Annotated in this window: 15 protein-coding genes and 2 pseudogenes; 8 read left to right on the top strand and 9 right to left on the bottom strand. The window is 46.4% G+C overall.

What is annotated here, in order from left to right; all coding sequences use genetic code 11:
- From HMPREF1141_RS02705 to HMPREF1141_RS02690, 4 genes and pseudogenes are all read right to left on the bottom strand, one after another.
- Positions 1-546: pseudogene (locus HMPREF1141_RS02705) on the bottom strand (calcium/proton exchanger); the annotation flags it as partial.
- A 353-nt stretch (positions 547-899) separates the two neighbouring features.
- Positions 900-2,525 (bottom strand): L-glutamate gamma-semialdehyde dehydrogenase, encoded by a 1,626-nt coding sequence (gene pruA / locus HMPREF1141_RS02700; protein WP_081487969.1) that lies wholly within the window; start codon positions 2,523-2,525, stop codon positions 900-902.
- Positions 2,526-2,785: 260 nt separating this feature from the next.
- Positions 2,786-3,700, bottom strand: coding sequence for a TIM barrel protein (locus HMPREF1141_RS02695; RefSeq protein ID WP_009060766.1), 915 nt, complete (start codon positions 3,698-3,700; stop codon positions 2,786-2,788).
- Between the two features lie 384 nt (positions 3,701-4,084).
- Positions 4,085-5,821 carry a sigma 54-interacting transcriptional regulator gene (locus HMPREF1141_RS02690; RefSeq protein ID WP_009060774.1) on the bottom strand — a complete coding sequence of 579 codons (1,737 nt, stop codon included), beginning with the start codon at positions 5,819-5,821 and terminating at the stop codon, positions 4,085-4,087.
- A 401-nt stretch (positions 5,822-6,222) separates the two neighbouring features.
- On the opposite strand from HMPREF1141_RS02690, the gene HMPREF1141_RS02685 reads away from it, so the two are divergent.
- The 6 genes from HMPREF1141_RS02685 to HMPREF1141_RS02660 all read left to right on the top strand — a co-directional run bounded on the left by HMPREF1141_RS02685 (position 6,223) and on the right by HMPREF1141_RS02660 (position 14,347).
- A complete protein-coding gene (locus HMPREF1141_RS02685) occupies positions 6,223-7,485 on the top strand; it encodes an NAD/NADP-dependent octopine/nopaline dehydrogenase family protein (protein WP_009060770.1) in 1,263 nt (420 codons plus the stop codon).
- Between the two features lie 109 nt (positions 7,486-7,594).
- Positions 7,595-9,970 carry a formate C-acetyltransferase/glycerol dehydratase family glycyl radical enzyme gene (locus tag HMPREF1141_RS02680; protein ID WP_009060780.1) on the top strand — a complete coding sequence of 792 codons (2,376 nt, stop codon included), beginning with the start codon at positions 7,595-7,597 and terminating at the stop codon, positions 9,968-9,970.
- A 118-nt stretch (positions 9,971-10,088) separates the two neighbouring features.
- A complete protein-coding gene (locus tag HMPREF1141_RS02675; protein WP_009060754.1) occupies positions 10,089-10,832 on the top strand; it encodes a glycyl-radical enzyme activating protein in 744 nt (247 codons plus the stop codon).
- Between the two features lie 467 nt (positions 10,833-11,299).
- A complete protein-coding gene (locus tag HMPREF1141_RS02670) occupies positions 11,300-12,634 on the top strand; it encodes an MFS transporter (RefSeq protein WP_009060785.1) in 1,335 nt (444 codons plus the stop codon).
- Positions 12,635-12,692: 58 nt separating this feature from the next.
- Positions 12,693-13,499 carry a pyrroline-5-carboxylate reductase dimerization domain-containing protein gene (locus tag HMPREF1141_RS02665; RefSeq protein ID WP_155863456.1) on the top strand — a complete coding sequence of 269 codons (807 nt, stop codon included), beginning with the start codon at positions 12,693-12,695 and terminating at the stop codon, positions 13,497-13,499.
- Between the two features lie 134 nt (positions 13,500-13,633).
- Positions 13,634-14,347, top strand: a complete 714-nt coding sequence (locus tag HMPREF1141_RS02660) for an AraC family transcriptional regulator (protein WP_009060776.1) — start codon at positions 13,634-13,636, stop codon at positions 14,345-14,347.
- A gap of 343 nt (positions 14,348-14,690) precedes the next feature.
- Here the strand turns inward: HMPREF1141_RS02660 and HMPREF1141_RS02655 are convergent, their stop codons facing one another.
- Positions 14,691-15,605 carry a DMT family transporter gene (locus HMPREF1141_RS02655; RefSeq protein WP_009060782.1) on the bottom strand — a complete coding sequence of 305 codons (915 nt, stop codon included), beginning with the start codon at positions 15,603-15,605 and terminating at the stop codon, positions 14,691-14,693.
- 145 nt (positions 15,606-15,750) lie between these two features.
- On the opposite strand from HMPREF1141_RS02655, the gene HMPREF1141_RS02650 reads away from it, so the two are divergent.
- Positions 15,751-16,614, top strand: a complete 864-nt coding sequence (locus HMPREF1141_RS02650) for a LysR substrate-binding domain-containing protein (protein WP_009060757.1) — start codon at positions 15,751-15,753, stop codon at positions 16,612-16,614.
- A gap of 390 nt (positions 16,615-17,004) precedes the next feature.
- Here the strand turns inward: HMPREF1141_RS02650 and HMPREF1141_RS02645 are convergent, their stop codons facing one another.
- From HMPREF1141_RS02645 to tnpA, 4 genes and pseudogenes are all read right to left on the bottom strand, one after another.
- Complete coding sequence (locus tag HMPREF1141_RS02645) at positions 17,005-17,544, bottom strand: CBO0543 family protein (RefSeq protein ID WP_009060778.1); 540 nt, start codon at positions 17,542-17,544, stop codon at positions 17,005-17,007.
- A 5-nt stretch (positions 17,545-17,549) separates the two neighbouring features.
- Positions 17,550-18,110 (bottom strand): CBO0543 family protein, encoded by a 561-nt coding sequence (locus HMPREF1141_RS02640; RefSeq protein ID WP_009060772.1) that lies wholly within the window; start codon positions 18,108-18,110, stop codon positions 17,550-17,552.
- Between the two features lie 25 nt (positions 18,111-18,135).
- Positions 18,136-18,636, bottom strand: a complete 501-nt coding sequence (locus tag HMPREF1141_RS02635; protein WP_035316446.1) for a CBO0543 family protein — start codon at positions 18,634-18,636, stop codon at positions 18,136-18,138.
- Between the two features lie 360 nt (positions 18,637-18,996).
- Positions 18,997-19,448, bottom strand: a pseudogene (tnpA, locus tag HMPREF1141_RS02630) (IS200/IS605 family transposase).
- A 615-nt stretch (positions 19,449-20,063) separates the two neighbouring features.
- Between tnpA and sdaAB the strand changes: the two are divergent.
- Positions 20,064-20,747: L-serine ammonia-lyase, iron-sulfur-dependent subunit beta (sdaAB, locus tag HMPREF1141_RS02625; RefSeq protein WP_009060764.1), on the top strand; the 684-nt coding region annotated here is incomplete at its 3' end.

Below are 20,747 nucleotides of genomic sequence, written 5' to 3'. Positions count from 1 at the left end.
CGTAATCAAAGAGAAAATCAGCCCCAATATGTACAGCACAAGCATGACGATCGCCAGCGCAAGACTGAATTCCTTTACCGCGTTGTGGTCGCCGCCTCCCTTACTTCCAAATTTAAAGAAGAACGGAAGAATGATACTGAAGAGCGCAAAACCAAGCAGATCAAAATTATTTTTCACAATGTTTTTGCTGACGGGCAAAATCTTATACTTCAGCCCCCCGACAAAAATGCTCATTCCCATCACAAGCAGAATGTTGCCGAGTATCGATCCTGCAAGGCTTGTGAGCACCAAAGAATAGAGGCCCGCCTTAACGGCGAATCCGCAGATCAGGATCTCCGGTACGTTTCCCATGGTGGCGTTCAGAAAGCCGCCGATCTTTGGGCCGGTGTACAGGCTGATCTGTTCGGTCGAGTCCCCCAGCACGGCGGCCAGAGGAATGATGCCGGCGCAGCAAAGCCAAAACACGATGCCATCGCTTAAGTGGAGTCCGAATCTTGCAACAAAAGTGATCGGAATAAAAATCAACAGCCAGTACAAATACTTCATCGTCATTCTCCTTTTGGAATGTTCAAAGTACATTTTGCAACTTAAAAAAGGCCTGTTTGTGGCAGATGATGTTACACTGTTTTATCTGCTAATAAAAAAGTGCCCGCTACTCCTCTTGTTCAGAGAGAAGGCGGGCACTTTCAAGGGAAGGGATTCTCAGAATGCAGATTTTTGGCTGCGCCTTGAAAATCCAAAGGAACCACTGCACACGATGAGAATATCTTGCTTGAACGATAGTACAGATTACCACGCCGCCGATTTTCAAAGCAGATTAGAGTCACAGAGATCGATACTTTACAACGGAACAGCTTGCAAGATACTTATTGAATGCCGAGATTACCCCTTCCGCATTCTTATTTTTCACCCATATAAGGGTAACGGTAGTTTTCGGGCGGGCAGAGATTTTCTCTGATCGTCTGCGGACTCATCCAGCGGATCATATTGAAGATGCTGCCGGCCTTATCATTGGTACCGGAACCGCGGGCGCCGCCAAAAGGCTGCTGACCGGTCAAAGCGCCGGTTGGCTTATCGTTGATATTAAAATTACCGGCGGAATGACGCAGACGGTCTTCCAAATCTGCAATTTCTTTGCGATCCTCGCAGAAAATCGAACCGGTAAGAGCATAGATGGAGGAATTGGCGCAGTGGTCTACCATCGCGTCATATTCGTCCTCACCGTAGACATATACCGTCAAAACGGGGGCAAACAGCTCTTTGATCATGGTGATGTAGTTGGGCGTCTTTGCCTGAATCAGCGTCGGATAGATGAACCAGCCCACGCTGCCGTCATAGCCGCCGCACAGGACATCGGCATCCGGCGATTTCTTTGCGGCGTCAATATAGCCGGTGATTTCGTCAAAGGCGTTCTTGTCGATAACTGCACCCAGGAAATTCGTGAAGTCGGTCACGTCGCCCACTTTAATCGTAGAAATCTCTTTCAGAAGCTTTTCCTTTAGCTGCGGCCAAATCTTAGCGGGAACATAGCAACGGGACAAGGCGGAGCATTTCTGGCCGGAATATTCATAGGCGCCACGGATCATGGCTGTAACCAGCGCGTCGATATTGGCGCTCTCGGTTGCAAAAATGTAGTCTTTGCCGCCGGTCTCGCCTACCAAACGGGGGTAGCTGCGGTATTTGTCAATGTTCTCGCCGATCAGCTTCCAGGTACTTTTGAATACCTCTGTCGAACCGGTGAAATGGAAACCGGCCAGACGCGGATCGCTGAGGACATGTTTGCTGACATCGGAACCGCGGCAGGGAATAAAGTTGATAACGCCGTCAGGAACGCCGGCCTCTTGAAACGCTTTCATAATATAGTAGCTTGCCAGAATAGCGGTAATGGCGGGCTTCCAAACCACAACGTTGCCCATAATAGCGGGAGCAGCAGGCAGGTTGCCGTTAATTGCGGCGAAATTAAAGGGCGTTACCGCGCAGACAAAACCCTCCAGAGGACGGTATACAAGCCGGTTGAACATGCCCGGTGTAGGCTTGGGCTGCATGCTGTAAAGCTGATCGGCAAAGTGGATTCCATAACGGATCAAATCGCACAGCTCATCCGGGGAATCGCATTCTGCTTCCCATGCAGTCTTGCTTTGCCCCAGCATAACGGCGGCAGTGATGACAAAGCGATACTTTCCCTGAATCAACTGGGCTGCTTTTTCAAAAATGGCAAAGCGATGTTCCGCGGGCAGTTTCTCCCAGTCTTCTTTTGCAGCCATCGCTGTATCAACGGACTCTTTCAACAGTTTTTCGTCACAGCGGCACCATTCCGCCAACACCAGAGAATGCTTGTGAGGGGCAGTCACTTTGTAACGATCCTCCGTGAAAACCTCTTTGCCGTTGATAATTGCCGGGATGACAATGGGGTTGGCACTCTGACGTTCCAGTTCTTTCTTCAGAGCAGCCCGTTCCTCTGTACCCGGGGCCATGGAGCAGGCAGGGACATTGTCAGGCGACGGAACATAAAAATGACTATTCATAATCAACAAGTACCTCCTTTAATTTTCATTCCTGATTTATTGTAACAGCGGTGTGCTTTTTGTGATGTGCCGGTTTTCTCCTGTTTTTTGCCGAATCTCTCCTGCTGCTGAGCGGGGCGGCAAATTACTGTTTGAGACCACCTGCAATCTAAAAAAACACACCGCTGTTTTTTTGTATGGCGATTCGTTTGCGGGCCGGCAGACAGCGTCCCCCTGACAGACAGGGTTATGAGGGCTCTGAAAGGGCTGTCTGAAAAGAGTTATCTGTTTCTCGCACCGACCTTCAGCACGTTGCGCAAATAATCGATGCTTTCTTTGCAGGCCTGAATTTCTTTTTCACGGGCAACTTCCAGAGAATCGTTTCCAATCTCATATTCCACTTCAAAGGTGATGCGGTCCAGAGGGGCCTTTTCCCGCAACGTTTTCAGAACTTTCACGCAATCGATGTCTCCCTGGCCTATGGCTACGCCGATGGAATGGGTTCCGTCCGGGTCCACAACCAGCTTGTTATCACAAAAATGGCAGCAATTTGCATACGGAGCCATCTTTTCAACGCAGGCCTCGGGGCCTTCCAGCACGACCAAAGAATTGATCGTATCCACGCAAGCGCCGATATCGGGGTGATTCAATTGCTGAATCAGCCAGATCACTTCGTCGGCATAGGTATCGCAGTGATTTTCGATCGAGATCGTCAGGCCCAATTCTTCCATCAACGGAATATTGGCCTTGAACTCGTCATAGCGGTCGCTCAATTGGCGCATGACGTCGGGGTAGAAGCAGGTACCGTAAAGAGGACGCGGGCGTTCGATGTCTAGGCTGAATTTGACCAGTTCGGCCCCGATCGCCTTGCCGTTGAGCAACGCATCTTTTACCGTGGAGTTGACGCGGGGGTCACAAGGCGCGTTGAAGGAAACATTGTATTCCAGATAAAGATCGTGAGCTTCCGCGGCGGCTTTCACTTTGGCCAAATGTGCGGGATCCAGCGATTCCAAATCCACATTGGTAATATGTAATCCGTCCAGTCCCCATTCCACGGCCAGGTCCATCAACTGAAACAGGTCGATGGACTTTTCAAACGCATGAGCATCCTGAAAGCCCCAGCTTTCTCCCAAACCGCTGAGATGAAGAGTATAACTATGCATGCCTAATTTGATTTGACGTTCGGTGTTTTTCATCTTGATTCGCTCCTTTAATCGTAAATTTTATGATCCAAAACGCCCCTCTTACCGTCAGCTGTCAAGGGAAAAAGGCGCGTCTGAATTCATGAACCTCACTAAAAAAATTCCATTTACAAGTAACCATAAGCAATAATCAGGCCAATTGTGGTATGCGCATTCAAAATTTTATTTTATAAAGACAAAAAGAAGAAAAAATAAGATTTTATCAGAATTTTTGTAACTCATAGCAGAAATAAAAATCAAATGTTTTTTATTTATAGCGCATCTGCCGGACATTGGGTGCAAAAAACGCAAAAATTTTTGCAGGCTGCAAATAATCGTATTTGCAGTGAAAATAAAAAACCCCCAGCATTTTGATTTATGCCGCGGGTTTGAGTTTTCTTATTTGTCGTTTTCACTCAAAAGAGCTTTTACATTCATGCCGCTGCGCTTGATACGATACTGAAGATTTTGGCGGCTGATCCCAAGGGAACGGGCCGTTTTTGAAATATTGCCGTTGTTCTCCAACAAAGCTCTTCGAAGCATCTGGAGTTCGATATTTTGGGTGGTACGGATGAGCGAACCGGTATTCTCTTGTATTTTGATCTTCTCGTAAGGGGGCGCGCAAGCTGCTGAATTCAGAATGTGATCCGGTATATAGTCCGGAGTGATCAGTGAAAGATCGTTCGGCAGAATATTCATGGCGTGTTCAATGCAATGCTCCAATTCCCGAACATTTCCCGGCCAATGATAGGAATGAAAAAGATCTAAAGTCGCGGAAGAAATATTCCGCACGTTTTTGAGCAGCTTTTTATTAAAACCAAGGATAAAATTCTTGGACAATAAGGGGATATCCTCTTTATGTTCGCGAAGCGGCGGAATACTGATATTGACAACGCCCAGCCGATAAAACAAATCCTGACGCAGTTTATTTTCTTCAATCGCCTGATAAGGCGGAATGTTGATATTGGACAGCACCCTGACATCCACATGAATTTCCGCCGCACCGCCCACACGCCGGATCATGCCGTCCTGCAACACACGAAGCAGCTTAGACTGGAGAAAAATATTCATCGAATTGATTTCATCCAGCAAAAGAGTTCCGCCGTTCGCCTGTTCAAACAGGCCGGCTCTGCATTCCGCCCCGGTATAGGCGCCCTTTTCCGTGCCGAACAGCAGTCCCTCCAGCAAATTGTCTGGGATGGCTGCGCAGTTGATCGCTATAAACGGGCCGTTTGCCCGCCGGCTGGCGTTATGGATGCTTTGCGCTAAAAGCTCCTTGCCTGTCCCCGTTTCCCCATAAATCATCACGGAGGAATCGGACTGCGCGATCTGCCGGCATCTGGTGACCATTTTATCCATAGCCGAGCTGATGTAAATGATATCACTGAACTGATGTTTGGCGGTTAAAGCACTCTTTTCCTTTGCTTTGGCAGTGGAGGATCGCTCCAATAACTTGCTCTGCAAATCGATGATTTGCTTATGCAGTTCGCTGGCAGTGGACCAGTCCTCCATTACGTTATAGGCGCCTAACGTCTGGCCGTTTTGAACTATGGGCGAAATGTTCGCAACAATATCTACATTCTTCCCAAAACAAGTGGTGTAATATTGGCGCAGGTTCAGCTTGGGGCGCTTGTCCTGAATCACCTGGGGAACTGCAAGAAGCGAGCCGTCCTGTAAATGGTAAACCTCTGACACATGCTTGCCCAGAACATCCGATGTCACGATGGAATCCAGATTGACCGCCGCATCGTTAAGAAGATAGAGGCGTCCCTGTTCATCGAACAAGATCACGGCCTCGCTGATTCCGTTCAGCACGCTGATCAGCATGTCATGGCAGGCGTCATTCGTGGCCAACCGAAAGACAATCATTCGTGTATCAGGAGGAAGATCCGAAAGCTCCGGCGTTGTACACCGGCACAAATATTCGCCGAAAGCAATATTAGCATAGCGAACCGGGTCGGATTCCCCGCAGAGCAGCGCGGCGGACTCCGGCATAGCGGTTCCCACTAAATTTCCACCGCCGTGGAGCAGGCGATCCCCCGCTTCATTGATGGACAGGATTTGGTTGTCTTCAGAGATCAGCACGGCACCCAGTCCGCACTGAGAAAGAAGTTCCATGGCATCCGGATATCTCATGGCCATTACCTCCCATTTCTTATTCCGTGTGTGATAGCAATATTTAATCTGTGGAATATTGATCCTACTTCGAAAATCGCCGCTATTTAATACTATACATAAAACGCCCGAAAGTAAAGCAAAAATTTTTGCAACTATGCTAAAAGCGCAAAAAATTTTGCTTATTTTTTGCGACTTGTCCATAGAGTAAAACGGTAAAAATGATCAACAAATCCGTTCAATATGAGGATATTCCTGTACTTTTTGATTTTTGTCCTTAGTTGGCACGTCTTTTGCTTATAGTAAAAGTGAAGGAGATCGGGAATATCTCCTGTCAATTTATTATGGATTATGGCTAATCGTACTTGTACCCGAAGGGGTGCAGGTATACTCGAGAGCCAACCTTGAAGGAGGAAATCTAGATGAGTGTAGAAAAGCATTCCGCAGGGACCATGGTGTATTTGAAGAATATGCCGATCGCGGTTCTGGGCGGCGGAGCAGTCGGTAAAACCTGTGCGGCAGACATGAAACTGGCCGGACGCGAAGTCCGCCTGTTTGATATGATGCCTTTTGCAGAGAAAACTTTGGCCAATCTGGGAAAGACCGGTATTCTGCTGGACGGTGTTCAGCGCAACCGGTATTGTTTCGAACGGTCCGGCCGCGCGTACTTCGACGTGGTGACAAGCAATATCGAATGGGCCGTCAAGGGCGCCGGCCTAATCGTGGTGGCGGCCCCCGCAATGGCTCACGAACCCTTTTTCCGCGCCCTGATCCCTCATCTGGAAGACGGCCAGGTGATCCATATTTTCACCGACAACTATGCCACCCTGCTTCTCCGCCGCCTGATGCGGGAGATGGGCTGCACGAAACAGGTTATTGTCGGCGGCTGGTCCTCTGCCCCTTACGGTACCCGTTTGGAATCAGTCAACGGCTTTGTATTCCCCCACGTGGGCGTAAAATACCGGGCGATTACCCTGCGCGGCGCCTCTCTTCCCATGTCCGACATCGACGCTTTTATGGAGTCGGCCCGATACCTTCCCTGCATCGATGCTGTCACTCAGGGCGAGGGCCCTTCGACCGGCAACACCGTACTGGATATCGGTTTTGCCAACATCAACCCCGTGATCCATGTTCCGGCCACGATTCTGGGTGTGTCGACGATGGAAAACTGGGGCGTGATCTTCGGCGGTCACGACAAAACCACCTATTCCATGTACAGTCACGGCCTGAGCCCTTCCATCTGCGAGGTTCAGTATCAGTTTTATGAGGAAGAAAAGGCCCTGGCAAAAGAGATCGGCGTCGGTACGCCCAGCTACAATTATGAATCCTTCTTCTCCCGCCGCAGCGTGCTGACACAGGAGTATATGGGTCTGGATGAGAACGGGAAAGACAATGTGGTATTTCCGCTGGATCAACCGTCCAACGAAGGCAATACCGGCCCCAACAACATCAACCATCGCTATCTAACGGAGGATGTGCCGGTAGGGTGCAAAATCTATCACGACCTGGGGGTTCAGTATGGAGTTCCCACCCCGATTATTGACTCGATGATCGTTTTGGCAGGCGCGATGCACAAGAAGAGTTTCTTTGAAACCAGCAAGTATAATCTGGCCTATCTGGGAATCGACAACATGCCCAAAGAAGAGCTGCTGGCTTACCTGAACAAAGGAGTATACAACCGCTGAACCAAATTCAACCGGTATTGGGATTTTTTATTCCGTTCCTGCTCCCGCGCAGACCCCGTGAAAGGGCTGCAATGAAGCAATACAAATTTGATAAGAGGAGGTTTTTTCAATGGCGCAAACTTATATGGAGCGCATTCAAGCACTGCGCAAACAGTATCTGGACACCCGGGTAGACATGGATGTCTACAATGCAAAGTATCTGACCGAAGGTTTCAAAGCGACTGAGGGCCAGCCCTGGATCATTCAGAAGGCGACCGGTTTTCTTCACCAGTGCCGTAAGAAAAATATCTATATCCAGGACAACGAGCTGCTGGTCGGCGGCGCCGGCTTCAAGCCCCGCTGCGGCATCCTGTGCGCCGATAGTTCCTGCTCCATTCTGGATCGGGAACTGAACACGATCAGCACCCGTAAATTCGATCCTTTCTACCTGAGCGAGGAAGGCAAGAAGGTCTTTCAAGAAGAAGTTTCTGATTATTGGAAGAATAAATGCGTGCTGGATCGCTGGCGCGCTCTGGCTCCGGAAGATATGGAGACGTTGCGGGACAACGGGATGATCTATATTGACCGCAAGGCCGTGCGCGGCTACGGCGAGACCACGCCCGGCTGGGATCGCCTGCTGACTTTGGGGATTTCCGGCATCCGCAAAGAGGCGGAAGAGGCCTTGGCAAAGCTGGATGACTCTCACGTGGGAGATCTGGAGAAAATGTTCTTCCTGAAATCCGAGATCATTGTCTGCGAGGGCATCATCACCCTGGCTAACCGCCATGCCGATCTGGCGGAAAAGATGGCCGCCGGGTGCGCCGACCCCGTCCGCAAGGCGGAGCTGGAAAAGATCGCTGCCGTGTGCCGCCGGGTGCCCGAGTATCCCGCTTCTTCTTTCTATGAGGCCGTACAGAGCGTACTGTCCTATGAGTATGCCATCTATATGGAACAGAACGCCTCGTCCTACAATCTGGGCCGCATCGACCAGTATTTGTATCCGTATTACAGGGCAGATATCGAAAAGGGCGTGATCACCAAAGAGGAAGCGCAGGAGCTGCTGGACTGCCTGTGGATCAAGATCGCCGAGCTGAGCCTGTTCCAGGACGAGGTCACAGCCCAGTACGCCGCCGGCTACTGCATTACCGTAAACGTCACCGCCGGCGGTATCGATCAGTTTGGCAACGACGCTGTCAACGAGCTGTCCTACATGGCTATTCAGGCCACGATGGACGTTCAGTTCAAAGAGCCCAATCTGTCCATCCGCTACAATATTTCCAAAAATCCCGACGCTTTCCTGCGCAAGGCGGTTGAGTCCATCCGTATGGGCCTTACGATGCCCGCGATCCACCATGACGACGCCGGTATCCGCATGCTGTTGAACAAGGGAGTGCCCTTGAGCGAGGCTTGGGACTGGAATCCCTGCGGCTGCGTAGAGACCAACCTGTCCGGCCGTATGAAGCAGTACACCGATATGGCCGACGTTAATCTGGGCGGTATTGTTGAGATGGCTTTGAACGACGGCGTCAGCCGCAAAACCGGCAAGCGGGTATCCATTTCAACCGGAGACCCCGTAAACTTTAAGACCTTCGACGATTTCTTTGACGCTGTCAAGGCCCACATCCGATATTTTGTCGATGTGATTGTTTCCGGCAACCAGCTGCTGGATTATCTGAGCATGAATTACCGCCCCGTGCCGTGCCTGTCTCTGACGTACCCCCACTGCATTGAGAGCGCTAACGATTACAGCATGGGCGGCGCCAAATACAACTGCGGCGGCGGCGTCATCACCGTTGGTCAGGCAGATATCATTAATTCTCTGGCCGCTGTGCGGAATCTGATCTATGATGAGAAGAAGCTCACTATGCAGCAGCTGTGCAACGCACTGGCGGCAAATTTCAAAGGCTACGAAGACGTTCAGAAACTGTGCATGGAGGCCCCCAAATACGGCAACGACGACGAACGGGCCGACTGGATCGTGGGCGAGGTGTTTACCTATATCATCAACCAGTTTGAGACGTATGATACCAAGTTCGGCAGGATGACCTGCGGCATGCTGCCCGTATCCGGCAACACCCCCATCGGTGAGTGGGTCGGCGCCCTGCCTTCGGGCCGTTATGCCTGGACTCCTTTGACCGACGGCATCGGGGCTACCGGCGGTACCGATATCAACGGGCCCACCGCTCTGCTCAAATCCGTCAGCCATATCCCGCACGCCCGCTTTACGCAGGGAACGCAGCTCAACATGAAAATGGAGCCTGAAATTCTGGCAGGCGAGAAAGGCCTGACACACATGATGCACCTGCTGAAAACGCTTTGCACATTGGATGTCTACCACGCCCAGTTCAACGTGATCAACCGGGAGACTTTGCTGGCCGCTCAGGAGCATCCGGAGCAGCACAGGGATCTGTTGATCCGTGTCGCCGGCTATACCGCTTTCTTTATCGAGCTTGGCAAGGAAGTGCAGGATGAGATCATCAGCCGCACTTCGATCAGAAGCTGGTGATATGGAACCGGCAGTAGCAACAATTCGGGATAATGATTAACCGGTAAAGGGGCGAGCAACCATTTGTAACAAACAAAAAGAGAGAGAGACAAACGAAAAAGAAGAGATTCGCGGTGTAGTGCTGCGAATTGAGCGCAGCTCCATTTATGACGGCGACGGCTTTCGTACCGTTGTGTTTTTAAAAGGATGTCCGTTATGCTGCCAATGGTGCTCTACCCCTGAAAGCCAATCCTTTGAAATAGAGTATACGGAGCAGAATACGTATGGCAGAATAATGACAGTGGAAGAGGTGATGAAAGAAGTCAGAAAAGATTCTGCTTTTTTCTTTCACTCCAAGGGAGGCGTAACTTTGTCTGGCGGTGAGCTCTTATCCCAGCCGAGCTTTACGCTGGCCCTGCTGCAGGCAGCCTGGTCGGAATGCATCAATACGGCAATCGAAACCACTTTTTTTGCTCCATGGGCGACGATTCATTCGATTCTTCCATATGTAGACACCGCGTTTGTGGATATGAAAGTGTTTGACCGGCAGCGGCACAAATTATACTGTGGCGTTGATAATCAGATCATCCTTGAAAATCTGCTGCAGACGAATATGGTGGAAAAGCCGTTCCGGCTGGTCGTTCGTGTCCCCATTATTCCGGGAATCAACGATTCGGAGGAAGAATTGGAGCAGATTGGGCAATTCTGTTCGAAACTGCGTTATCTTCACCATGTTCAGCTGCTTCCATACCATCGATTGGGAACAGAGACCTACAAAAAGCTGGGACGTCAATACTTACTTGCCGACACCCTCTCCCCTTCTGCGGAACAGATGCTGCGCTGCCAGGAAATCCTGCGAAAGCACGTGGAGCAGGTACTCTGAGTTTTGCGGCACTTTCCTGAAATACGCTTAAAATTTGGGGCTGCAGGGTTTGTCAATCGTATCAAATCGTGTAATGGATTCTGATCAAGGCAGGAAAAGGGATATGTCGGTTTTAAAACAGCACACAGAGGCAGGTTTTCAGCCCGCTCGCGGGCGAATAAAAGCAATGGCGGGCATGGAATCTTTTGATCTGAACCAGTCACTGTGCCGGACTTTTCATTGTGCCTGAACGTGTGGATGGGGGTTCCTCTCTTTGCTTTCGGTTTCTTCGGCAAAGAAAAGCTCCCGCCACCGTACGGCACGAAAGCTTTCAGAATATCGTTGATATCCTTTTGAATTTTGTTTCATATGGAAATCTAACGACATGTCCCATTTTTCTTATTTTTTAACTGCCCCAATAGAACAAGTTTTGCAGGAACCTTTTCAAAATCAGCTTGCCGTAAAAAAATATCAATTAGGAGGGAATTATGAATACCAATCAAGTGACAATGGATACAGTCCCTTTGAATAAATTCCATTTAAAGTTATTTGCCTACTGTGCCGGGTGCCCATTAGTAGACGGGTATGTTCTGGGAAGCGTCGCAATCTCCCTTTCAATCATGAATACCCAAATCCCTATGTCTCCAATTATGTCGGGGTTAATTGGAATGGGATCTCTTTTGGGTATGTTTTTCGGCGGCATGTTTGGCGGCTACATAACGGATTTGATCGGCCGAAAGAAAATGTATATTCTCGATTTTGCTTTTCTCACCGTTCTGGGGATTCTTCAGTTTTTTATCAGTGATCCAATACAGTCGTTCATCATACGAATCCTTTTGGGCGTCGGTTTAGGAGCTACCTTCCCCATTGCAGGACCTTATCTGTCGGAGTTTTCTCCGCAAAAAAATCGCGGCACTTTCGTTGGGGCGCTCAATGCGGTCTGGTTTATCGGTTATGCGCTTTCTTATGTGGTTTGCTACCTTTTATTGCCTGTCGGCGTGAATAACTGGAGATGGATGCTTGTAAGCGGTGCAGTTCCTTCCCTGCTCTGGCTGATATTCATCTTTGCCATGCCGGAATCCCCCCGTTGGCTGGTCAGCAAAGGAAGAGAAAAGGAAGCAAACGACATTCTGAAACAGATCGGTGATAATGTCGTTCTGCCGGAAGAACAGGAACCCGAGGAAAAGACTGCTTTTCTCGATATCTTTCGGAACGGGTATGGGAAATGGGTCTTTTTCGCAGCAGCTTTCTGGACACTTCAAATTGTACCGGTGTTTGGGTTAGGGACCTATCTTCCTACCATTATGGAGAAATTCGGCTTTGCACAGGGAAATTTGCAGTACCTGGGATCGGCGATCATAAACTGCCTGTATCTGATTGGCCTGATTCCGATCTTCCTTTACATGGACACTGCCGGGAGGAGACCTACGCTCATTTGGTCGTTCCTTATCTGCGCCGCCGCATTGCTGATATTGGGCCTGATCTCTGGCAGGAATATGCCGTTTGGGGTCATCCTGATTTTATTTGTACTCTTTGGAGCATCCAACACGGCGGGCGGGGCACACCAGTGGGTCTATCCCAACGAGCTTTTCCCAACGCATATTCGGGCAACAGCGGTGGGCTTTATTACTGGAGTGACCCGTGTACTATCTGCCGTTTCTACCTTTTTTGCCCCAATCGTTTTATCTAATTTTGGCTTGACCGCTACCTTGTATATTTGTGCGGCAGTATCTGCGGCAGGACTTTTGCTTTCCATTGTCATGGCTCCGGAAACAAAAAATATGAATTTGACGAAGGCTGCCTCTTTAAACAAATCCATCTAAGATTCTTAGAAGAAATTCACTTTATGTCAGCAGCAAACTGAAAGGAATGATCAATGCAATGAAAACCACAATCGGATGTATCGGCGCGGGAAATATCGTAAGAGCAATTTTATCAGGAGTAGAGAAGAGCGAGAATTACAAACACAAGCAGATCGGTATATTCGATATATCGCAGCAGGTTTGCGAGGAATACAAAGCAAATGGATATTATGTCTACAAATCGATTGAAGATTTGGTAAAAGATTCGAGGGTTGTTGTTGTTGCGGTATTGCCTCAAATTATTAAGTCCATCGTACCGCAGATTAAGGGAGCCTATACTTCTGATACTGTTTTTATTTCTCTTGCGGCCGGAATCAATAATCAATGGTATGAGGAACAGTTGGGAGAAAACTGCAAAGTGGTTCAATGTGTGCCTACACTCACCGCACAGGCTGGAATGGGCGCCTTTGCTGTCTCTCGCGGGGCAAATGTCACGGATGACGACTATAAAGAGGTATACCGTTTTCTGACCAGCTGCGGCATTGTTGAGGAAATACCGGAATCCTTAATGTACGAGGTGGTTCCGATTAACGGAGCCGCTCCGGCCTATTTTTATCACATGGCTGATGTTGTCGTGAAAGAAGCTGTTGAGATGGGCCTCAATGAGGATACTGCTTTAAGGTTGTTCGCTCAAACCATGAAAGGCAGTGCAGAGATGCTTTTGAGTCTGGAAATCAGTCCAAAAGAATTGGAAAGCAAACTCTTATTGCCGGGTGCGGCAACGCTTGCTGCTATTAATAAAATGAACGAGCTCGGTTTTGAAACCTGCCTGAAAGAAGGCATCAAAGCTTGTGTAACGCAGTGCAGGGAACTTGGCAAACAGTAATTGAAGAAAAATTTCTTTTTTCATAATGGGAACCTCCGTCGCGGTGCTTTTGTTCTGCACCGCAATGGAGGTTTATGCAAAACCCGAGAGAGTTTCCCTGTGGTTACTATTGCGTTCAACTGGGAGTCATAGATATGGATCGCACATTGAATTTTTTTATTTTCAGCGAATGCCGCGGAGAACACAGTCACGATTATCCTCAAGTTCTGGTTCCGCTGGAAAAAACCATGCACATCCGGATCGGGTCAATGGAATATGACGTAACACCGCAGGAGCTGTGCCTGATCCCTCCCGACATACGGCATCAGTGCAATTTTCTGAGCCAACTGCTTGTGATCAACATTCGAAGAGAGGCGCTGGAGCGAAAGAAACCCGGATTCCTGTCGTATCCATTGATCATTCCTATCCGAAATCAAATCACCCAACTCATGGAACTGATTCAAGCCGAATTAAAGCAAGAGCCCGACAGTCAATCCGTACAGTATCTGTATCGTTATCTATACAGTAAACTGATGGAAAGCTGCTCTACCCCTTCCATCAAATATATCAGCGAGCACTATGATGAATCCCTTACAGTCCAACAGCTTGCGGACATCGAAAACTACAATGCGACCTATTACAACGACTGGTTCAAAGAGCAGACCGGTTTTTCCCCCAGCCTTTACCTGAGGTATGTTCGCATCAACAAGGCAAAGGAACTGTTGATTGAAACTGATTTCAGCATTATGGAGATTGCTGTGATGGTTGGGTACAGCAGTAATTCCACACTGACAAGAGCCTTTCACAGCCTGACTGGAATGACCCCTAAGGAATATCGGGAATGTCCCTGCTTTAAAAAGACGGGCTGAGGTGTCGTGAAACCGCTCTGGCTAATATGGCAACGCTCCTCTTCCTACAACTGCAATAAATAAGCTGATAAAATCAATAAGGGAAACCATTCAGCGGCTAAGGGGAATAACCGGCTGAATGGTTTTACTTTATAGAGACAGGTTTGAAATATCGTTTCCCGATCAATCAAGCCTTCCACCTGATCTGACGGTGCAGTAAAATCGGAAGAGCTTCCGATTTTACCCTGTTCATTTTAAATAGTAGCAGCAACTTTTCTGCAAAAAACGCCGGGCATTTCGCAACGCCCGGCGTACTTATTTGCAGGATTAAAAAAGACCAATTCTTTCTAAAGAGATGAACCAATCAAGAGATGTGCTGCTCCATTGTTTTTGAGGGCAGTTTGGGGAGATCCTGTCTTCCTTCATTTACTGCAATCAGTAAAATACTGATAATGATAAAGACACAGCCGGTCAGTTTCAAGAAAGAAACGGTTTCTTTTAAAATCAGTGTCCCTAAAACAATGCTGGTGATGGGCTCTAAGGTGGACAATATCGCGACAGTAGAGGCTCCTGTCAGCTGAATCGCCCGTTGTGTAAGAGGTAATGCGCCCAAAGCGATAAATAAGGAGACAAGGACACATAATATCCAAGCCTTGGGCGTGAGCGAAAAATGCAGCTCGCCGGTGGACATCCCAAATATACCTGCTACAACGGACATAAGGAAATTCAAATAAAGAGTCAGCTGAAAGTAATCCATATGCTTGAGCTGGCTCTTATCTACGCAGACCATGTAGAGTGCGTAGGTTCCCCCTGATAAAAGGGCCAAAAACATTCCTGTGATACCAAAGGAAGAAATGGAATCAATAAACATAAAAATACCAATGCTGCACAGGATTAAGGCGGTAATTTTCCAGCGGTTCATTTTTTCCCGAAAGAAAACCGCGCATGCCACAGAAACCAAAAGGGGATATACAAAGTGCAGTATGGTGGCAATCCCAACCGATATGTAGTTATAAGACATATAAAGCAAAAGAGTGGTGAGCGCAGTACCAAATACTCCGGTCAACAGAATCAGTTTCCAATTCTCTCCAGGTTTTAAAGGTATTTTTTTATACCTCAAAATAATGAAAAGAACAGGCAGAGAAATACTTCCCCTTAAAAAAGCAACCGTAATACCGTTGGCCCCTCCGTCAAATGCGATCCTTGCCAGAATGGGAGTAAAACCATATATCATTGCAGCCAATACTGCATACAAAATCCCCGTTAATTTTTTACCCATAAATCTGTTTTCTATCCTTTATTGTCTGCCGTCAGACCTATTCTTGTTGTTTTCTGTTTTCCAGTATATAATAAAAATCATATTAAGTAAAACGACGGTTTTTCAATTGAAAGTTGACGGTTTCTCATAGATAGGAGAATCGAATATGGATTTAAAAAAATACAAAGTGTTCTTAGCATCAGCAGATTTGGGGAGCTTCACCAAGGCCGCCGCACAGCTTGACTACACGCCGTCCGGTGTGACGCACATGATGAACGCATTGGAAGAGGAATTAGGATTTCAAATTCTGACGAGGGGCAAAAATGGTGTTCAGCTGACTGAAAACGGCAAACGTCTTGTACCCATTTTGCGCGAGCTGCTGCATTTGGAGGAGGAGTTTTCCCAAACTGTTTCTGAAATGAACGGATTGAACAGTGGAACCATTCGGATTGGAAGCTATTCCAGTATTGCAGTGCATTGGCTGCCGAAAATCATCAAAAGCTTTCAGCATGATTATCCTAACATCCGCATTAAATTGATGGAGGGAATTCGGCAGGAAGTGGTCTCATGGCTGGAGGAGCAAAAAATAGACTTGGGATTTATGAGCTATCAGCCGGGCATGAAATTTGATTGGATTCCCTTGCGGGATGATCCGATGATAGCTGTCCTCCCTCTCGATCACCCTTTGGCGAAAGAAAAAGCGTACCCACTAAAAAATTGTGAATCCGAGAATTTTATTATGCCTGCCTGTGGCTCTGATTTTGATGTCGTCGAATTGTTCCGCAATGCGAAGATCTCCCCTAAAATCCGCTACGAAACTTTTGAGAATTATGCGGCACTCTCAATGATTGAATGCGGCCTCGGTATGAGTGTGATGAATGAACTCGTTACAAAAGGACGCATCTGTAATGTGATAAAACTCCCTTTAGAGCCGGAAGAGCATATTTCCCTTGGGATCGCTGTCCCCAATACAGACAAGCTTCCGCCGGCAGCCAAAAAATTTATAGGGTATTGTGAAAGAGAATTTTAATATCTTTATTTAAGAGAGCCCATTGGATAATAAAATCAAAGGGATTCATCACACAACACATTTGCATGGAGAAAGAAATCTGTGTACTTTTAAATCTTTCCGCTTACGCTGAAAAACACAAGGTCAGGGTAAGCGCTTCGGCTCATTAGCTCAAAAGCATTGTCATATCCTGTATCATTCTCTTAAAAATGGAATTTAGCGGTCTTAACATAGCGCCCTTCCCAGTTTTCAAAACTTGAAACAACAAAACGGCATCAGCAAATAAAATCTGCTCATACCGTTTCATCGTGTGTTCTTTTTTTCGCTGAGAGTCAATCACTTGGCGTTATTTTGAGCTTCCCAAGGAAATTTCGATTAACTTAAGCTGATCATAAGATCGGGTGTGTATTTTTAATTCATTTTAGATTCAATCTTTTTTATTTGAACTAAAATGAATTTGGAACAAATCGCTATTGCAAAATATAATGGCAGTCCATAATAAGTTTTCCATGTGATCACCTGATAGATGCCACTTAAAATGAAAAGAGGTTCCATTACAAAGCAGGATATAACAGACATGATAATAGACGCTATTGTATAGCTTTTCCATGTACTAAAATATTGATAAATTAACGAATATAGAAAAGGGAGGCTTGCTAAATCGATTGCCGATATGGGAGGAAATAAAGGAAATATTTTAACAGGATAGTCCCAAAGAGCCAATTCTTCCCCCCATTCATCCAATATCAAAATAAAAATACATACAATGCCCGCAAATAAAACAAGTTCACTTAATCTAGATTTATCGATGCTTTTCCACCAAATAAATATAGACAATATAAATACAGCAAGTAAAATCCACCATTTAAAGTGAAATAATTCCTCTTTAAGCCATTCTTCGAAACGACTCATTGTCAATTTCCATTGAAGATCAATTGATAAACAATTCATATGTTTCACCCTGCATTACGGATACAACTGCTCTTATTCGAAATATACATGATTTTTTGAACAATCCCTTTTGTACACAACGTCACTACGACATAAATTGGATAGCTTTCATAATAGTGCCAGTTGATCAGATCATAATATCCAAAAAAAGTCAATAAAGGCTCAGCAACAAAACAAATTACTGCTGAACTGATCAGAACTGCATATATAAACTTCTTTTGTTTGAAATGCTGGTATATCTGGGAGTAAATCAGCGGGATGCTAATTAAATTGATAGAAGATAATGGAGGAAATAATGGAATAATATCAATTGGATAATCCCATAAAACCAATTCCTCACCGTATTCATCAATGCCCATAAAAATGATCGTCAACAGGACTGTAAACAGACAGATCTCTCTTATTCTGGATTTATCGATCATTTTAAACCAAACCACAAAGAGAATCAGGACGATTAAAATAAGTGCCCACCATTTGGGTTTCAGGAATTCTTCTGAAAGCCATTCATTGATGCGCACATCAGTGAGTTGATTTTGTATAGTAACTTCTTCTGGAATATATGACATCAATTAATGTGTTCCCCTTTTACTATCAATTTATTATTGGAATTTTAAAATATACTAATCCACCTATAGTCAGTATGAACAAAACAAGTAAAGCCAGCAAGGGCTTCTTTAAATGTAGCTGTAACAAAGGAAATACGCCGACATAGAGTAAAATGGACCAGCTGACATTCCAACCATTGTAGTATTGCAAATCATTGATGCTATATAGTATCAACTCGACTAAAGACATAAATGAAATAAAAGCGGATGTATAAAAGACTTGTTTTATTTTCGCTTTAGGATAATTGGATAAATATACAATGATAATGCAAGGAAAGATTAAAAAGCCAAATACATAGTCAGCGATTGTATCCGTTAGATGGGTCCCATAGAATAACCATAGTGGTTTATTGCGTGTAATGATATTTTCCGTCAATGCCCCTATATTGTAAAAAAGTATCGTTGAATAATATTTTTCCCAATTTTTCAAATCGCCAAATTTATAACAGGCAACAATTGAAACTATTCCTAACACTACAAGAGTCAAAATCGCACCTCATCTAAATGAAAATTGATTTATTGATATTATTAACAGAAATCATCAGATAAATAGTACTTCATCAAGTTTTTTCATGTAATTACTGGAGTATGCTCTTTCGGAATCAAACATTTCTCTAGACCATTTCATAGCCTATAACTGATATAGAGGCTGACATGCAGCCATAAATATTATTTTCAGCAAAGGAGCCATCCCCCTTTTTATAGGATCAATAAAAAGTCAAAACCTCCGGCTAAGCCGGAGGCTTGAGTAAGCCCTAGAAGGGCATATTACTGACATACCCCTAAGGGCTCCCGAAAGGTCTGCCACGTGCATTGCTTTATCAGGTGACCCCTTAAGGGGTGTAATTTATGCCTTGGAATTCTTGCTACCCGTGAACGGGTCTATATATTCCTTAATGCTCATTTGATCCGCCAGCTGTTCTTCCTCTAGCTGTTTCTTTATATATTCTTGTATCTGCTTTTTATTTCTGCCTACCGTATCCACATAATATCCTCTAGCCCAAAAATGCCGGTTTCCATATTTATATTTTAGATTTGCGTGCCTATCAAATATCATTAGGCTACTCTTCCCTTTTAAATATCCCATTATCTGCGAGACACTAAATTTGGATGGATGTGATTCGGGCATGCGTTGGCCTCTATTATCTCTATACCTTTCTGCTCACACAGTCTTCGCAATATATATCCTACATCCACTTTTATCTCATGATATATCACTTGTCTCCTATATTTTAGGGCAAACACTATATGGTATTGACATCTCCACTTTGTATGCTCTAAACTATTGATGTCTTTCATGTAAAGACCTCCCCGATTTTTTAGTCAGGTTGGCAGACCTTGGCTTTAATATATCGGGGAGCTTTTTATTTGTCCACACCTAGAAGGTCTTTCTCCACCAGCAAAGCTGGTGGTTCTTAAACAATAACAAACCAGTCGGATAAATGATCCGACTGGTTTCAGTTTGAGACAAATCCATTGAACGCAGCTATGTAGAGTGGTTCACTTACAGTGAATCAGTAAAAGTGTTTCATTCTCAAGAAAATTCACTAAATTGAAGGACACTGTTGCTGACGGGAAAGAGGACTCTGCCATACTTAAAGAAGAAGCTTTATTACCCGTAATTTCGGCTTTTTGATTGGACAGATGATGCCAGTATTCGGGTAATTCCCCTCTTTGAAAAAATAAAATAAAAATTTATAAATGTATTTAGTAACCAAATACTTTTTTTAATTTTTTTGCCAAGAAATGTCGGAAAATCTTCCGTTTTTCTTGGCTCTTCTATTTTATTTATAAGAATTGTGATAAAATGTAGGTAGGATATGGAAGCTTTTTGGGGAACCATAATCTCTGAGAAAATCACCTGCCTTTGCAGCAGGCGGGGCAGGACAAAACTTGCGGAAAGAGGCGGCAAAGATGGAACTCAGTGTTTTTGAGGTCGTTGGCCCGATCATGATCGGCTCCTCCAGCTCGCATACTGCGGGCGCAGCCAAATTGGCCCGGATTGCGGGAATTATCGCGGGGGAACCATATGACCGCGTATCGTTCGGGCTGCACGGCTCCTTCGCGAAAACATACCGCGGCCACGGAACCGACCGGGCGCTGGTATTCGGCGCGCTGGGATATTACGAAGACGACGAGCGTCTGCCGAACGCATTCGAAATGGCAAAGCAGGCCGGCCTTTCGTACAATTTTTATGAAACGGAGCTGGAGGGAGCGCATGAAAACACAGCCGTCCTCAGCTTTTTTCAGCGAGACCGCCTGATCTGCCGGGTGATCGGCTCCTCCATCGGCGGCGCGCAGATCATCATTACGCAGATCGACGATTTCCCCACATACTTCACCGCACAGTCCCCGGCACTGATTTTAAGCTATCAGGACCGCCCCGGGGCCATCAGCAAGCTGACCGGCGTTCTGGCGGAATACGGGATCAACATCGCAGTGATGAAGGTCAGCCGCCTGAAAAAGGGTGGCACCGCGCTCTGCACGATCGAAACCGACGAGGCTATTCCAGAGCAGGCCGCTGAACAGCTCAGGACTATCCCCAAGGTGTTTCAGGTGCGCGCCATCAATCTTTTCAGAGAGGAGGAATCGCCGTGT

Source organism: Clostridium sp. MSTE9, assembly GCF_000277625.1.
GTDB lineage: Bacteria > Bacillota > Clostridia > Oscillospirales > Acutalibacteraceae > Faecalispora > Faecalispora jeddahensis.
The sequence above is the reverse complement of the archived record's forward strand: the minus strand, read 5'-3'. Positions and strand labels throughout refer to the sequence as shown.

Excerpts from the sequence above, each read along its gene's own strand:
- pruA (WP_081487969.1), bottom strand. The coding sequence starts at position 2,525 with ATGAATAGTCATTTTTATGTTCCGTCGCCTGACAATGTCCCTGCCTGC.
- HMPREF1141_RS02695 (WP_009060766.1), bottom strand. The coding sequence starts at position 3,700 with ATGAAAAACACCGAACGTCAAATCAAATTAGGCATGCATAGTTATACT.
- HMPREF1141_RS02690 (WP_009060774.1), bottom strand. The coding sequence starts at position 5,821 with ATGAGATATCCGGATGCCATGGAACTTCTTTCTCAGTGCGGACTGGGT.
- HMPREF1141_RS02685 (WP_009060770.1), top strand. The coding sequence starts at position 6,223 with ATGAGTGTAGAAAAGCATTCCGCAGGGACCATGGTGTATTTGAAGAAT.
- HMPREF1141_RS02680 (WP_009060780.1), top strand. The coding sequence starts at position 7,595 with ATGGCGCAAACTTATATGGAGCGCATTCAAGCACTGCGCAAACAGTAT.
- HMPREF1141_RS02670 (WP_009060785.1), top strand. The coding sequence starts at position 11,300 with ATGAATACCAATCAAGTGACAATGGATACAGTCCCTTTGAATAAATTC.
- HMPREF1141_RS02665 (WP_155863456.1), top strand. The coding sequence starts at position 12,693 with ATGAAAACCACAATCGGATGTATCGGCGCGGGAAATATCGTAAGAGCA.
- HMPREF1141_RS02660 (WP_009060776.1), top strand. The coding sequence starts at position 13,634 with ATGGATCGCACATTGAATTTTTTTATTTTCAGCGAATGCCGCGGAGAA.
- HMPREF1141_RS02655 (WP_009060782.1), bottom strand. The coding sequence starts at position 15,605 with ATGGGTAAAAAATTAACGGGGATTTTGTATGCAGTATTGGCTGCAATG.
- HMPREF1141_RS02650 (WP_009060757.1), top strand. The coding sequence starts at position 15,751 with ATGGATTTAAAAAAATACAAAGTGTTCTTAGCATCAGCAGATTTGGGG.
- HMPREF1141_RS02645 (WP_009060778.1), bottom strand. The coding sequence starts at position 17,544 with ATGAATTGTTTATCAATTGATCTTCAATGGAAATTGACAATGAGTCGT.
- HMPREF1141_RS02640 (WP_009060772.1), bottom strand. The coding sequence starts at position 18,110 with ATGTCATATATTCCAGAAGAAGTTACTATACAAAATCAACTCACTGAT.